This is a genomic window from Paenibacillus sp. GYB004 (assembly GCF_036577605.1).
Classification (GTDB): domain Bacteria; phylum Bacillota; class Bacilli; order Paenibacillales; family NBRC-103111; genus Paenibacillus_AB; species Paenibacillus_AB oceani.
The window spans coordinates 141,930-155,988 of sequence record NZ_JARBDB010000060.1; the positions used below are offsets into that span (position 1 = coordinate 141,930).

The 14,059-nt window shown below is 56.1% G+C and carries 10 protein-coding genes, 1 pseudogene and 1 riboswitch; of the genes and pseudogenes, 1 reads left to right on the plus strand and 10 read right to left on the minus strand.

Features of this window, described 5'->3' with window-relative positions:
- Positions 1 to 109: 109 nt before the first annotated feature.
- The 5 genes from PV433_RS26495 to infC form a co-directional block, all read right to left on the minus strand.
- Complete coding sequence (locus PV433_RS26495) at positions 110 to 1,846, minus strand: glycosyl hydrolase family 28-related protein (protein WP_332075040.1); 1,737 nt, start codon at positions 1,844 to 1,846, stop codon at positions 110 to 112.
- A 755-nt stretch (positions 1,847 to 2,601) separates the two neighbouring features.
- Positions 2,602 to 3,924, minus strand: a complete 1,323-nt coding sequence (locus tag PV433_RS26500; RefSeq protein WP_332075041.1) for a replication-associated recombination protein A — start codon at positions 3,922 to 3,924, stop codon at positions 2,602 to 2,604.
- Positions 3,925 to 4,137: 213 nt separating this feature from the next.
- Entirely contained in the window at positions 4,138 to 7,350 is a 3,213-nt protein-coding gene (locus PV433_RS26505) for an MMPL family transporter (RefSeq protein ID WP_332075042.1), read from the minus strand.
- A gap of 200 nt (positions 7,351 to 7,550) precedes the next feature.
- Complete coding sequence (locus PV433_RS26510; protein WP_332075043.1) at positions 7,551 to 7,991, minus strand: MarR family winged helix-turn-helix transcriptional regulator; 441 nt, start codon at positions 7,989 to 7,991, stop codon at positions 7,551 to 7,553.
- Positions 7,992 to 8,183: 192 nt separating this feature from the next.
- A complete protein-coding gene (gene infC / locus PV433_RS26515) occupies positions 8,184 to 8,657 on the minus strand; it encodes a translation initiation factor IF-3 (RefSeq protein ID WP_332075044.1) in 474 nt (157 codons plus the stop codon).
- Positions 8,658 to 8,720: 63 nt separating this feature from the next.
- On the opposite strand from infC, the gene PV433_RS26520 reads away from it, so the two are divergent.
- Positions 8,721 to 9,035, plus strand: coding sequence for a hypothetical protein (locus PV433_RS26520; RefSeq protein WP_332075045.1), 315 nt, complete (start codon positions 8,721 to 8,723; stop codon positions 9,033 to 9,035).
- 160 nt (positions 9,036 to 9,195) lie between these two features.
- On the opposite strand, the pseudogene PV433_RS26525 reads toward PV433_RS26520, so the two are convergent.
- The 5 genes and pseudogenes from PV433_RS26525 to aspS all read right to left on the minus strand — a co-directional run.
- Positions 9,196 to 9,402, minus strand: a pseudogene (locus tag PV433_RS26525) (ATP-binding protein); the annotation flags it as partial.
- 10 nt (positions 9,403 to 9,412) lie between these two features.
- On the minus strand, positions 9,413 to 9,658 hold the full coding sequence (locus tag PV433_RS26530) for a hypothetical protein (protein ID WP_332075046.1): 246 nt from the start codon (positions 9,656 to 9,658) through the stop codon (positions 9,413 to 9,415).
- Positions 9,659 to 9,996: 338 nt separating this feature from the next.
- Positions 9,997 to 10,638 carry an HD-GYP domain-containing protein gene (locus PV433_RS26535; protein ID WP_332075047.1) on the minus strand — a complete coding sequence of 214 codons (642 nt, stop codon included), beginning with the start codon at positions 10,636 to 10,638 and terminating at the stop codon, positions 9,997 to 9,999.
- Positions 10,639 to 10,746: 108 nt separating this feature from the next.
- A riboswitch (cyclic di-GMP riboswitch) is annotated at positions 10,747 to 10,889 on the minus strand.
- A 439-nt stretch (positions 10,890 to 11,328) separates the two neighbouring features.
- Complete coding sequence (locus PV433_RS26540) at positions 11,329 to 12,081, minus strand: tRNA threonylcarbamoyladenosine dehydratase (protein ID WP_332075048.1); 753 nt, start codon at positions 12,079 to 12,081, stop codon at positions 11,329 to 11,331.
- A 178-nt stretch (positions 12,082 to 12,259) separates the two neighbouring features.
- Complete coding sequence (gene aspS, locus PV433_RS26545; protein ID WP_332075049.1) at positions 12,260 to 14,041, minus strand: aspartate--tRNA ligase; 1,782 nt, start codon at positions 14,039 to 14,041, stop codon at positions 12,260 to 12,262.
- Between the last annotated feature and the right edge of the window lie 18 nt (positions 14,042 to 14,059).

Consider the following 14,059-nt stretch of genomic DNA (forward strand, 5'->3'; position numbering starts at 1 on the left):
CGTTTCCCGAAGAGGGAACGTTCGCCTTACCCGATTACGCTCCTCCCGGCCCGGCCTGATAGGCTCGTCCGGTTGTCAAACCCTTTATCCGTCAGCGATCCCCCTCTCTCTACTCCGGCGTTCCGTTTAGGAAGTTTCCGGCTTTATAACTTTTTGAAGTCAGCCAAGTCTGGTTGTATCCCTTTAAGGCGGACGGTTGGGCGATGAGCGGATCCTCGATATGATTGCCGATGCAGGTAAACGTTTGCAAGCTCCCGTTGTCCACAACGGCCACCCCGTCGTGACGGTTCGTCTGATGGGTCGATAGTTGATTGCCCTGTATGTTCAACTGCTTGCATTGCGGCAAATAAAGCGTATACTCGGTGCATTCCTCGACAAAAGCCTGGTTGCCTGAAATGTCAACCTTCGTATCGCGATTTCCGGCTGAAGTGGCCGTGGACAACAGGATCAAATAAGAAATGCGGCCGGCCCGGATCACATTGTTTTTGATCTGCACGTTTCCTTTTTGAAAGTTGAAGTAGCCGTAAATCGGGTAAGCCTCTCCTTCTCCCATCCCGAAATCCGTCAATTGATTGCCTTCAATTAAGTAATTTTCATACTCGTAAGGGGTGAGAGCCGTTGAATAATGACCGAAACTGATCCCGGTAATCCAGGTGTAGGGAGCAGGAATTCCGATCGTCTGTCTGCGCATGCCGGAAATGAAATTGCCGCGAATCGTCACGTTGCCCGTCCGGGGCCCAACCGCATAAATCCCGTACAGCCGGTTGCCGTGACAAATATTGCCCTCGATGATAGCGTTAAGTCCGGCATGCAGGTCGATCCCTTTACGGTAATTGTAGTTGGCCCGGTTGCCGATAATCTGAATGTGCATGGGCGTCGCTCCCGAGAATCCGGCGCAGCCGTAGCCGGTTCCTCCATCCAGCTGAGAGCCGTGGTATTCCAGATCGCAATCGACGATGCTGATAAATTCGACATAACCGAACAATACGCCTGCAACACGGTTGTGATGAAGGTAACACTGATGCACTTTGAACCGTTTGGCATAAGCGGAGCTCGTTCCCCACACATAAATCGCATTAGCATTAAACCCGGAGATATCCACTTTCTCGACAAGCACATCTTCACACCGGTTGAAGAGCAGCGCACTTACTTTGCCGTTATAGCTTTCACCGACGTTCGGGAAAAAAGTGCCGGTATAGTGGAGGTTGAGCCTTTTCACCGTAATGCCGGTCAATCCGGCCTGGAACGTGAACAAGCTGGCTGTCTGCTCGGTGTCGGCCGCCGTCTGCTCGTAGGTGTATACGATTTTCGAGTGGCAGCCTTGTCCCTCCAGCGTGATACAATTCGTTTGCACGGACAAATTCCCGGTCACCAGATAAGTACCGATCGGAAAATAAACAATACCGCCTTCAGGAACGGCGTTTAACGCGCTGCGGATGGCAGCGGTGTCATCATTCGTCCCGTTGCCGGCGGCGCCGAAATCCCTCACATTCACGATGGGCCCTGTCATCGAAATCAATGGCTGCAGCTGCGTTTTTTTCTTGCCGGCCGTATTCCCGTACACGGAATCCACCACCTCATCATCCTTGCTTCTCGCATATCCTGGCGTCATTCTGCTCATTACCGTGCCTGCGGCCATCGCGGCGCTCACAAGGCCAACCGACGCGAGCAGCTTCCTCCGGCTGATTGACATTTTCGGCGCCGCTTGCTCCTCAGAACCGTCCGTCCGGTCCGGTTGCTGCATAGTCAGTTGCTCCTGCGGCCTGCTTCCGTTTTCCTGCAACCTGTTTCCGTCTTCCTGCTGCTCGGCTCCGATTGCCTCTTCGCTGCGGTTTTGATCGGACATGTTCATTCCTCCATTATGGATGGTTTATATGACTGAACTATGGATGTCCTTGGATAAGACACACCTTCCGCTGTTGTCCCGGTGCATACCGATAAGGCGCTATCTCGTCTTCACGATAACGATCCCGGAGCAACTGATATGGCGCTATTCAATCTTCAAGATGACGGTCCCGGAGCATACCGATTGGCTCCGGCTTAGACATAACGATCGGGTGGCCGGCAGCGCCTCTTCCATGGAGTTGACTGGACGGTCTGCTGGGGCGGCGGCGATCAGGATTATAAGTCGAGCCGGATCGTGGATCGCGCCAGACTGTGGATTAAACTAAGCTATGAATCGAAATCAGATCGATTATGATTGGAATCGCTTTCATTCTCTATTATAAAATCATTCGACTCGCTACCAATAGACGAAAACATTTCATCCGTTGGTAATATGATGACTTCTCCTTCGGATGTGGAAGGATTCAGCTGCCTCTCTCCTTTCACGACCTGACGTCGGTCATATAAGAGCGGTTTGCACCCCTTATTGGACGCGTATTCCTGAAATGGAATAAAATAAGAGCGATTTGCACCTCTTATTCCAGCCAATCTGCCGGAATTCCGCCATTTGACGAAAAATAGAAGCTGCATATCGCTCTTATTTGCATTTGGGACCTGAATTCTTACGGAATAAGAGACTCAAACCGGCTCAAACCGCTCTTATTGATCTCCCGCCCTAGCGCTCGTTGGTTGAAACACCCCTGAACCGGCCCAGCCTCACTGGCCTCTGCCGTCCTGCCTTTTGCGCAGCTGCTGATTTTGCTTCATCTTCTCCTCCATCCCCTGGGTGGAGGCGTCGAAAAATACGGCATCCCGGATCTCGTTCGGCAAATATTGCTGCGCCACGTAATGCCCCGGGTAATCGTGCGGATATTTGTACCCTTGATGGCCGAGCTGCGCCGCCCCTTTGTAGTGGGTATCGCGCAGGTGAAGCGGCACTTCGGCCGATTTCGTCCGCTCGAACGATGCCATCGCGCTTGCGATCGCGATCGGAATCGAGTTCGATTTCGGACTCTCGACGGCAAACAGGATCGCCTGCGCGATGTTGTACTTGGCCTCCGGCCAGCCGATCTTATGGTAGGCGTCCATCGCCGTCACCGCCTGCACCATCGCCTGCGGATTCGCCAGCCCGATATCTTCGCTGCAGGCGACGATCAGCCGCCGCAGAAACGTCATCGGGTCCATGCCGAGCTGCTCGACCGCATACAGAAACCAGTACAGCGCCGCGTCGCTAGATCCGCGCACGCTTTTGTGAAAGGCGGACAACACGTCGTACTGCGTCGACTCATCCGCCTTAACCGTCGGGCGGCGGATCGATTCCTCCGCCACCTGCAGCGTGATGCGGACGATACCGTCCGGATCGGGCGACGTCGTCAGCGCCGCCAGCTCCAGCGCATTCAACGCCCGGCGAATATCGCCGTTCGCCATCTGCGCGATATGCTGCAGCGCCTCCTCTTCGGCATCGATCTGCATAAAGCCGAGTCCGCGCTCGCCGTCCTCCAGCGCCCGCCTCATCGCGCCGAGCGAATGCTCGAACGTAAGATGCTTCAGCTCGAACAAGGTCGAGCGCGACAATAACGCTCCGTTCACATGATGAAACGGATTTTCCGTCGTCGCCCCGATAAACGTAATGATCCCCTGTTCGACAGACGGCAGCAGCGCATCCTGGCGGGATGTATTGAACCGATGTACCTCATCGAGAAACAATATCGTTTTTTTGCCGTACATCGCTTTATTCGCCTTGGCCTGCTCGATCACCTCGCGAACGTCCTTCACCGAAGCGTCAACAGCGTTCAGCCGGACAAACTCCCCGTTCGTCGCATTCGATATAATGTTCGCAAGCGTCGTCTTCCCCGTCCCCGGCGGCCCGTACAGCAAAATCGAGGTGACCTGGTCCGCTTCGATCGCCCGCCTGAGCAGCTTGCCGGGTCCGACGATATGCTCTTGTCCCAGATATTCGTCCAGCGTCCGCGGCCGCATCCGGTCGGCCAGCAGCCTTCCCGCGCTTTGCGACGCGTCGTCATATGTAAATAAGTCCACTTGATTCCCCACCCTGATTTATCGATAAATGCCGATCTTGCACGCGATCGAATTCCGGCCTCTCTCCCACCGCCGGCCCTGCAAGCCAATACGAAAGCCGTCACCCGGAGATGACGGCCCTTCGCCTTGTCCTTCTCTAATTATACCAGCGCAGCTGCGGCTTTTCTACCCGAACCGGGGCAATAAACCCGGCATTCTTCCGGCCTGCCGCTCTTATCCGGAATGATCCTGATGCGAATGGATCGAAGCCAGCCCGCCCGGAACCCGGCCGCTCTGCCGCTGGGACTGCCCGCTGCGCTCCATGAACGGCCACCAGTTCGCTTCCCCGAACGTGCGTACCATCACCGGAATGAACAGCGGCAGCATGACGAGCGCGTACAGGAACAATCCGCACAATACGATCGTCGCAATTTGCAGCAGCGACATGACGCCGGACGGCAGCATCGCCGCAAATGTTCCGCCCAGAATAACCGCCGCCGACATGATGACCGTCCCCATGTTCCGCATCGCCTTCAGGATCGCTTCCTGCGGCGGCAGATGACGGTACTCCTTGAACCGGTCCATCAGGAAGATGCTGTAGTCGATGCCAAGCGCCATCAGCATAACGAAGCCGAAAAACGGCACCGCCCAGCTGATGCCCGCATAACCGAGAATCCGAACGAACAACACTTCCGTAATCGCCATCGACGTATAAAACGTGACAAGCAGCGACAATACGAGATAAATCGGCATGACAATCGAGCGGAACAGCACGATCAAAATAATCGATATTCCGATCAGCATCAAAATCATCGTGCGGGAGTAATCCGCGTCGGAAATCGACTTCAGATCGTGATTCATGCTCGTTACTCCGTCGATCGCGTAAGCCGCCTGTTCAAACGAAGTTCCCTTCAGCGCACGCGCCATCGCGGCGTTCAGTTCCTCCATCTTCATCAGGGTTTCCGTCGCATACGGATTGCCGGCGAATACGACATCGAATTTGACCGTTTTCCGGTCCCCGGACATATAGACGTCAAGCGACTTTTGGAAATCAGCGTTGCTCAGTGCCTCGTTCGGGATGTGCCAGCCGGTCATCTGCTTGTACGGCGCTCCCGACAGCTCACTCAGGAACGATTGCGCCGTCTGGAGACCGCCGGATACTTGCGACAAACCGTTCACGCTTTGGTCGAGCCCGCTCGTCAGCTGCCCCAACTGTCCGTTCAGCTCGGCGAAACCGGCCTGCAGCTCTTTTTGTCCCGCTACCAGCTGGTCCAGACCTCGCGTCATATCCGGAATCTTCGCCGTAATCTGGCCTTGGCCGTCCGCCGCCTGCTCGATCCCGGCTTGCAGGCCCGCAATGCCTTCGGCCAGCTGGCCAAGTCCTTGGCCAAGCGCGGCCTGACCGGCTGCCGCCTGCTCGAAGCCTGCATTCGCCCGGCCGATACCCTGATCCAGTCCGGCGAGCTGCCCGTTCAACTGCTTCAAGCCTTCGCTGATTCCGGCCGCTCCCGTCTGCAATTGGGTCACCGCGCCGATCGCCCGGGCAAAGTTCGGATCTTCCTTCAGTTGCGGATAAGCTTGCTCCAATCCGCCGAGCCCGGCTCCCAATTCGGCAAGCCCGTCAGCCAGCTTCTGCTGCTCGGCGGCAACGTCGCCGTAAGCTTGCGCCAGCTGTTCGAGACCGCTGCCGATCTCGCCATAGCCGGCCAGCATCTGACGGCTCGCCGCCGCAAGCTGCTCCGCGCTCGTCTTGGCCTGCTCGAGTGCCGCTTGCAGTTCGCCTGCGCCAACCGATCCTTCGCGCAAGCCCTGCTCCAGCTGCTTCAGCCCTGCGCCGAGCTGGACGACGCCCGCCTTCAGCGCATTCGTGCCCGCGACGAGCTGCTCGGCTCCCTGCACCGCTTCGTTCAGCTTCGGAGCGTTGCCGCTAAGCGCCTTGCTCGCTTCGGACAATCCTTGGCCGATCTGCCCCAGGCCGTCTGTACTCTGGCCCAGACCGTCGTCCACCATCCCGATCTGCTCGGTGACCTGGAAGTCGTTCATCGGCTCTCCGGTCGGCCTTGTAGCGCTGCGGACCGTCTTCACACCGTCGACTGCCGCCAGCTCCCGGGTCGCTTGCTCGATCGCGGCCAACCCCTCCGGCGTATCCATCCGCTGGTCCGCCTCCATCACGATCGTCGAAGGAAGCGAATCGCCGGGGCCGAAGCTGTCCGAGATGACTTGGAACGCTTTAACCGAATTGTATTTCTCGCCGATCTCATCCAGCGAATTATACGAGATCGAGCCTTTGTAAGCCGTCAGGAAAGGAACGATAATAACGGCAAGAATAAGCAGGGCGCCTAACGGACGCTTCAGCGAGAACGAACCGACGGCTCCCCACAAACGGCTCGGCTTATGCTCAAGCGATCCCCGGGCCGGCCAGAAAATCGCTTTTCCGAGCACAGCCATAAAAAACGGGACCAGCGTATACAAAGCAACCATCAGTACGGTTACTCCAACCGCCACCGCTACCGCCGAACGGTAGAGCACGAAGGTGGATAATCCGATGGAGGCGAAGCCGACCAGCACCGCAAGACCCGAGAACAGGACTGTCTTGCCCGCCGTCCGGTACGTCTCGATGATCGCTTCCGTCTTGTCTCCGCGATGAGCCAGCTCCTCCTTGAAGCGGCTGATCAGCAGGATGCAGTAGTCCGTGCCGATCCCGAACAACACCGCGACCAGAAAAATTTGTGTAAAGTTGGAAAGCGGGAAGTCGAGATATTCGACGAGAAAGGCGACGACCGACTGGGAGACCAGATAGGTCAGCCCGACGGACAGCAGCGGAATAAACGGAGCTACCGCCGAACGGAATACGACGAACAGGATCGTCATAATAAAAACGAGCGTAATCCACTCGGTCTTTTTTAATCCTTCCTGCGAGCTCTGCACGACGTCTTCGTTAATCAGCCAGCTGCCCGTGTAATAATGGTCGACCTTTACGTCGGCCACGGCGGCGTACAACGCGTCTCTCGCTTCCGCCTGCGTGCGGCCTTCGGACGAAGAAGCTACGAGCGCAAGCACCGTCTTCCCGTCCTTCGCCACCATCTGATCTTCCAGCTCCTTCATATCGAAGTGAGTGGTGACCGATGTAACCCCGGAGCTGTCTCGGCTGCTCTTCAGGTTGTCGATGCCGCGCCTGATTTCGCTCATATCCGCGGAGGAGATCCCCTTCTCGTTATGGAACACGAGCACGGAGGTACGCTCGGCCGTTGCCGGGCCGCCGGCCGAATCGTCTTTCATCTTCTTCATCATATCGGCGGCGATCGTCGAGGAATGTCCTACCGGCACCGTAATTTGCCCTTTGTCCCGGACCAGCTGCGCCATATCCGGCGCCGTCAGGAACAGGATGACCGAACCAGCCAGCCATAGCGCAAGTACAACCCACCTTAGTTTAATAATCGTTTTCATGATGCCAGCAAGCCTCCATTCTAGTGCGAGTTCAAAAAGTCCGGTTTTCAGCACGAGAAGATGGGATGAAGCCAGGAAATGAGGAGCGGAGCGGAGTGGAAGCTTTTGTGAGCACCGGAAGTTCTGGCTGAATTATTCGATGTCGAGTACGCTTCCTGTTCTGCTTCGTGATCACAAGCGGACTTTTTGAACAACCTCTTCTAGTGTTCGGTCAGCACCTTAGCCAGCTTCTCGTAAGTCCGGATAAACGTCTCGGCCTCCTGCTCCTCGAAATGACTGATATATCTCGCCAGCAGCTGCTGGATTTTGATCTCCATCTCGGTCGCGACGCCGGCCCCTTTCTCGGTAAGCTGCAAATAGATAACCCGGCGGTCTTTCTCGTCCGGCATTCGCCGAATCAGCTCTTTATCGAACAAGCGGGTAATGATCGCCGTAATCGAGCTTTTACCGACGCAAAACATATCCGCCAGTTCCGAAGACGTGCAGCGCTGCCGTTCCTGGATATAACGCAATATTCCGTACTGGTCGGCAGTCAGCCCCCCGGGCATCAACTCGCGGATTAGCGCGCTTAGCCGGCGGTTAACCGTAAACGTCGCACTCTCGTACCTGTGAATCAACTGATGGAGCTGTTCCCCGTCCATTAAACCCCTCCTTTTCCTGTCTATTAATTAATTCGACCGTCCAATAGTTTTACAGTGAAACAATTCAACAAGGGAACTATATCACAGCCGGCTGGGCATAGTCAACGCATGGATAAGCAGATAGCCAAAGACGCCTCCAAGCCGCTGCAGAAGCGAAATTGGAAGCGTCTGAATGAAAAGGCGTGAGTCGGTTTACAGCGGGTCGATCTGAACGGCCGCCTGCTTGCCGCTGAGCTGAATGCCCGTCTTTTTGGCGCCGACCGGGCGCAACTGCTTAAGCAGGTCCTCAAGCAGCTCCTTGGCGGCGGCACCTTCCTTGCCTTGAATACGGACGACGAACAAAACGGCATCTCCCGCGCTTAAAATGTTCTCCGCCTGCCGCCGCTTCGTCTCCAGGTCGTGCTCCTCGATATGCGGCGTCAGCCGGATTTCCTTCACCTTCGGCCCCCGCTCCCGCTTGCGTTCCTGCTGGGCCGCTTCCTTGGCGGCTCCGGCCCGGATCAGCCGGCAGGGAGGAGGACTGCTGAGCAGCGACGTGCATACGAGGTCCACCTTGAGACGTTTGGCCATCGCGAGCGCCTCCGGGGTCGGAACCACGCCCAAATTTTCCCCGTCCACACCGGTCAGATGAACTTCGGACGCTTTGATTTTCTCATTTTTAATCATTGTGAACGCACCTGATCTTTCGTTATAATGAACCCATATTACGTCTTTGGGGGAGATTTTTCAATGCACCGCAAACAACTGGAAGAACAAATCATCCGCAATTACGAGCGAGACGAGACGATGATGATCCTCGTTTTCGCCCAGTGGTGCGTCAATAACGATCTCGACCCGCTAGCTTTGTACAAGCAGGCTTATCCGGACCAGGCCGAAAATGCCGCCCTGCAGCAAGCCGTCGACTTGACCGTATCCAAGCACGAAGCGGGGGAAGTACCCGACGAGACGGTGCTCGGTGTCTTGTCCTTATTCGGCAACGAGGAGCTCGCCTTCGTCGTCACCGAACAGATCGCCAAGCGGTGCAGGAAAAAGACGCAAAGCTGACAGCAAACTCCATTCCGTCGGGACACACCAGCTCTACCTGTACGTGCAAGCTTCGCATCCGGCCGGCCGCCGAGCAGCGGCTTCCTCAAGCTGCTGCAGCCTCCCCGGACTGTACGGGTACGGTCCGCCATCAGGCCGGCTCGCCCCCGTTTCCGACAGCCTATTCTTCAATCTCCCTGGCCCCGTTCCCGGAAATGCGACCCTGCCGCCCGAACGTCAAAATAACCCACGTTCCCCGTCCCACTTCACTCGTTACCCTGATCGTTCCTCCGTGCTCCAGCACAAGCTGCTTGGCGATCGCCATGCCCAGCCCGGTACCGTTGCCCGCCCCTTCCGTATTCGTCCCCCGGTAATACCGCTCGAACAGCCGGTCGAGCTTACTCGATCGCAATCATCGTTTTCACGGCGCTCGCCAGCGGCATGACCCGGTCCGAATTCGACTGCGCAATCGTTTGATCGTCGCTCCGAAGCGTAATGGCCGCCTTCTCCGGATTGTTCGTTACGAATTTCCATACATAGTCGGCATTCGCTTGTTTCGCCCAATACGCCGTCCCCCCGATCCAAATAACCGCACCTGCAAGCAACGTCCCGACGCCAATTCCGATCCACATCCAAAGTTTCAAGATAAGTCTCCTCCCGGTCATTGATTACCTGATACAAGTCAAACTTACGTGTCTGCCATCAACGGGTTCGGCGGCCATCCAGCCGTTCTCCAGCCGCGCCTCCGACTTTGTACTAGTCGTATTGTACCGGACGAAGCTTACCTGACTTCAAACCGTACCTTAACGGCACCTTAATTCGTTGAATGCCGCGGTTTCTTCCAACAGGAAGGGTTCAGCTTCGCAGAAAACTTACCCTTACATGGCGCTTTACTCATAAAAACCCGAACGCGCTCCGCTCCCTGGATAGGAGGCGGGCAGGTTCGGGCTTCGGATTGTGCGCAGGGTCGTAGCTGCCGTATTCAGTTTTTGCGGGACGAGATCAACTCGTAAAACAAATCTCCCTGTTCCGCCACTTCGTCCAGCCTCACCGCCGGAGGATTGCGCAACAGATGATCCGGCAAGCTCAGAAATTGCAGTACCAGCTCTTCATCGAACTGGATGCCGCTTTGCTCGAGAAGTTCTTCTTTGGCCTGTTCGACCGTTTTTCCTTTTTTGTAAGGCCTGTCCGAGGTCATGGCGTCGAACGCGTCCACGATCGAGCACATGCGGGCCAACCGGGGAATCCGGCTGCTGCCGAGCCCCGTCGGATAACCGGACCCGTCCCACCGCTCATGATGATACTTGACGATATCCAGCAGCCGGGCATCTTTCATCCCTTCCTGCATCAACAGCTCGCTGCCCGATTCGGGATGCGTCCGCATCCGGTCCCATTCTCCCTGGTCAAGCTTGCACGTTTTTTGCAAAATGGCTGTTTCGATTTTAATTTTCCCTACATCATGCACACAGCATCCCACAATAAAAACTTGCCGGTCCTCCGGTCCGGCCAACGGATAATGCGTGACCCAGCACTGGGCGAGCGCCCCGACCCGGCCTACATGTTCGAACGTCTCCCTGTCTTTATCCGACAATCGCTGCAAAAGACGGTTGATCGCGTACAGCATTACTTCTCCCCCTTCATCGGCAATAAGCTAAAATCGTGTGTCAGCCTGATAATCACGGGGTTCCGATCAACAAAAAAACCCTCAGGTTAGAGGGGTCCCGTCTCATAGTTCGGCGACCTGGCTGGCATGACGTAATACGGTTGCATCCCATATTCGCACCCGGCGGTCCCCGGCGCGAATATGGGACAAATTACATGGTAGCCCCAATGGTTTTGCGGCCTTATCTTTCGATAAGTGTGCCTTTGGATTCGATTATGAACAAGTATTTGGTTCCATCATCCTATTGTTTTTATTTAATATGTGCAATTAGTTTGATTGTAACCGATTTGTATATTTTTGTCATGCAAAATCGAAAAAAATGTCGATATTCCTCACATACTCTCGATTTGTAATGTATAATCACGAATTAAGTGCGTTTTTCGCAGCGATCAGGCTCGTCTTTTGTCGAATAAACGGTCACCATCCAAACGAATCGCAACCAAATCAAACAAGGCTATTTCAAGTGTTGCATCACAGATCACAGGAAAACGTCCCCGTTTTCAAACGAAAGGACCTCAACTTCCACGGTCACGTGGAGGCTGAAGTCCTTTATCTCGAGGCACATCGGTTCGAACGGCGCACACTATTCTCAAAAGTGAATGTGCCGACAGCCCCGTTTCGTTTCCTCCCCATATACGGTCCGGTTAGGCGTCAGGCTTTCCCGGCTTTCTCGAGCAGATCGCGTACGACGACGCTGACCATGATCAGGCCGGCTACAGGCGGCACGAACGAGTTGCTGGCCGGCGGCTGCTGCGCTTTGCGGATATCCGGAGCGTTGTCCGGCACGATCCGCTGCGTAACGTCGCCGCGCGGCTTAATCGGCTCCTCGGTCGAGAAGACGACCTTGACGCCTTTTTTGATCCCATCCTTGCGCAGCTTCTGGCGGATGACGCGGGCGAGCGGGTCGACCGACGTCTGCGAGATGTCCGCCACACGGAACTGCGTCGGGTCCATCTTGTTCGCCGCCCCCATACTGGAGATGATCGGTATTTTGCGTTTCAGGCATTCTTTGATGAGATGGATCTTGTATGTCACCGTATCGGAGGCGTCCAGCACGTAGTCGAGCGGATAGTCGAAAAACTTCTCGTACGTCTCCTCGGTGTAAAACATCCGCAGCGCGATCGCATCGCAATCCGGATTGATCAGCTTGACCCGGTCGCGCATCAGCTCGGCCTTCGGTTGCCCGACGGTAGTCGTCAGCGCATGGATCTGCCGGTTAATATTCGTGATATCGACGACATCCTTGTCCACCATGATGACCCGGCCGACGCCTGTACGAACAAGCGCTTCCGCCGCAATCGAGCCGACTCCGCCGATGCCGAGCACGGCAACCGTGCTGCCCTTCAATACTTCCAGTCCTTCGGGGCCGATCGCCAGTTCCGTCCGCGAAAATTGATGCAGCATATTCAATCCCCTTCGCTAGATCCGGGCGCTCCGCCGCCGGAGGAAATGCTCCGGAAGCGGGCCCGTCGTATGCTATTATCGACTGTTGTGAAATAACGAGCCTGCTATGTGACAGGGTTAGCTTCCCGGTTATGGAAAACGATTCACCCCAGGAAAAGCGCTAATATCGCAGCAGTTATTAAGCTTTGGCAGCTACTTCCTTTACAGCGAGCTTGATCGACAAGTCTTCAAGCTGCTTCGAATCGACTTCGGACGGCGCGTTCATCAGCAGGTCGGTTGCGCTCGCCGTTTTCGGGAAAGCGATCGTTTCGCGCAGATTCGTGCGGCCCGCCAGCAGCATGATCAGACGGTCGAAGCCAAACGCGATGCCGCCGTGCGGAGGCGTGCCGTATTCGAACGCGTCCAGCAGGAAGCCGAATTTCTCGTGAGCTTCCTCACGGGAGAAGCCGAGCGCCTGGAACATTTTCTCCTGTACGTCGCGTTTGAAAATACGCATCGAGCCGCCGCCCACTTCGTAGCCGTTCAGCACGAGGTCGTAGGCTTGAGCGCGGATTTGGCCCGGATCCGTATCGAAATACGACAGATCCTCGTCCACCGGACGTGTGAACGGATGGTGCTCCGCCACATAACGCTTTGCTTCCTCGTCGTAGCCGAGCAGCGGGAAGTCGACGACCCACGCGAATTTAAATACGCTGTCGTCAATCAGGCCGAGATCGCGGCCGATTTTCAGACGCAGGTTGCCGAGCACGTCGGCGACGACTTTTTTCGTATCGGCCGAGAACAGCAGCAGGTCGCCTTCTTCGGCGCCCAGACGCTCTTTAAGCGCCGCGATTTCTTCCTCGCTGAAAAACTTGACGATCGGCCCTTTCCACTCGCCGTCTTTCACTTGAATCCACGCCAGACCCTTGGCTCCGTAACGCGCGGCAAACGGCAGCAGGTCGTCGATTTCTTTCCGGCTCCACGTTCCGCAGCCTTTGGCGTTCAGCGCTTTGACCTGGCCGCCTTTTTTCGTTACGTTCGCGAATACTTGTACGCCCGAATTCGCTACAAGATCGGAGACGTCCACCAGTTCGAGACCGAAGCGCAGGTCCGGCTTGTCGGAGCCATATTTGCCCATCGCGTCGGCATAGGTCAGACGCTGGAACGGACGCTGGATGTCCACGTCGATCGTTTCTTTGAATACGCGGACGGCCAGTTCCTCCATCATGTCGAGCAGCTGGTCGCGGGACAGGAACGAAGTCTCGATGTCCACCTGGGTGAACTCCGGCTGGCGGTCCGCACGAAGATCTTCGTCGCGGAAGCAGCGCGCGATCTGGTAATAACGCTCGAGGCCGCTGACCATGAGCAGTTGTTTATAAATTTGCGGAGATTGCGGCAGCGCGAAAAATTCGCCCGGATGAACGCGGCTCGGCACGAGATAGTCGCGGGCGCCTTCCGGCGTGCTTTTCGTCAGGATCGGCGTCTCTACTTCAAGGAAGCCGTTCTCGTCCAGGAAGTCGCGGAATACTTTGGCCGCTTTGGAGCGCAGCATCAGCGTCTTTTGCATTTCCGGACGGCGAAGGTCCAGGTAACGGTATTTCAGACGGAGCTGCTCGTCGATCTCCACGCCGTCCTCGATAAAGAACGGAGGCGTTTTGGCCGCATTTAAAATCTCGATTTCATGAATCTGGACCTCGATGTCCCCTGTCGCCAGGTTCGGGTTCACGGTCGCTTCGTCGCGTTTTACGACTTTGCCTTTTACGGCCAACACATATTCGGTGCGCGCTTTGTCGGCGATGGCCAGGGCGTCGCCCGAGAAAGTCGGGTTGAACACAACTTGCACGATGCCGCTGCGATCGCGCAGGTCGATGAACAATACGCCGCCGAGGTCGCGGCGGACCGCTACCCAGCCGTTCAGCACTACCGTATCTCCAATATTCGCTGCACTTAGATTTCCGCAATGATGGGTTTTCAACAACATAGGAATCTCATCCTCCAT

What these genes read in the sequence shown, in the direction of transcription:
- PV433_RS26495 (WP_332075040.1), bottom strand. Translation starts at nt 1,846, where the DNA reads ATGTCCGATCAAAACCGCAGCGAAGAGGCAATCGGAGCCGAGCAGCAG.
- PV433_RS26505 (WP_332075042.1), bottom strand. Translation starts at nt 7,350, where the DNA reads ATGAAAACGATTATTAAACTAAGGTGGGTTGTACTTGCGCTATGGCTG.
- PV433_RS26510 (WP_332075043.1), bottom strand. Translation starts at nt 7,991, where the DNA reads ATGGACGGGGAACAGCTCCATCAGTTGATTCACAGGTACGAGAGTGCG.
- infC (WP_332075044.1), bottom strand. Translation starts at nt 8,657, where the DNA reads ATGATTAAAAATGAGAAAATCAAAGCGTCCGAAGTTCATCTGACCGGT.
- PV433_RS26520 (WP_332075045.1), top strand. Translation starts at nt 8,721, where the DNA reads ATGCACCGCAAACAACTGGAAGAACAAATCATCCGCAATTACGAGCGA.
- PV433_RS26535 (WP_332075047.1), bottom strand. Translation starts at nt 10,638, where the DNA reads ATGCTGTACGCGATCAACCGTCTTTTGCAGCGATTGTCGGATAAAGAC.
- PV433_RS26540 (WP_332075048.1), bottom strand. Translation starts at nt 12,081, where the DNA reads ATGCTGCATCAATTTTCGCGGACGGAACTGGCGATCGGCCCCGAAGGA.
- aspS (WP_332075049.1), bottom strand. Translation starts at nt 14,041, where the DNA reads ATGTTGTTGAAAACCCATCATTGCGGAAATCTAAGTGCAGCGAATATT.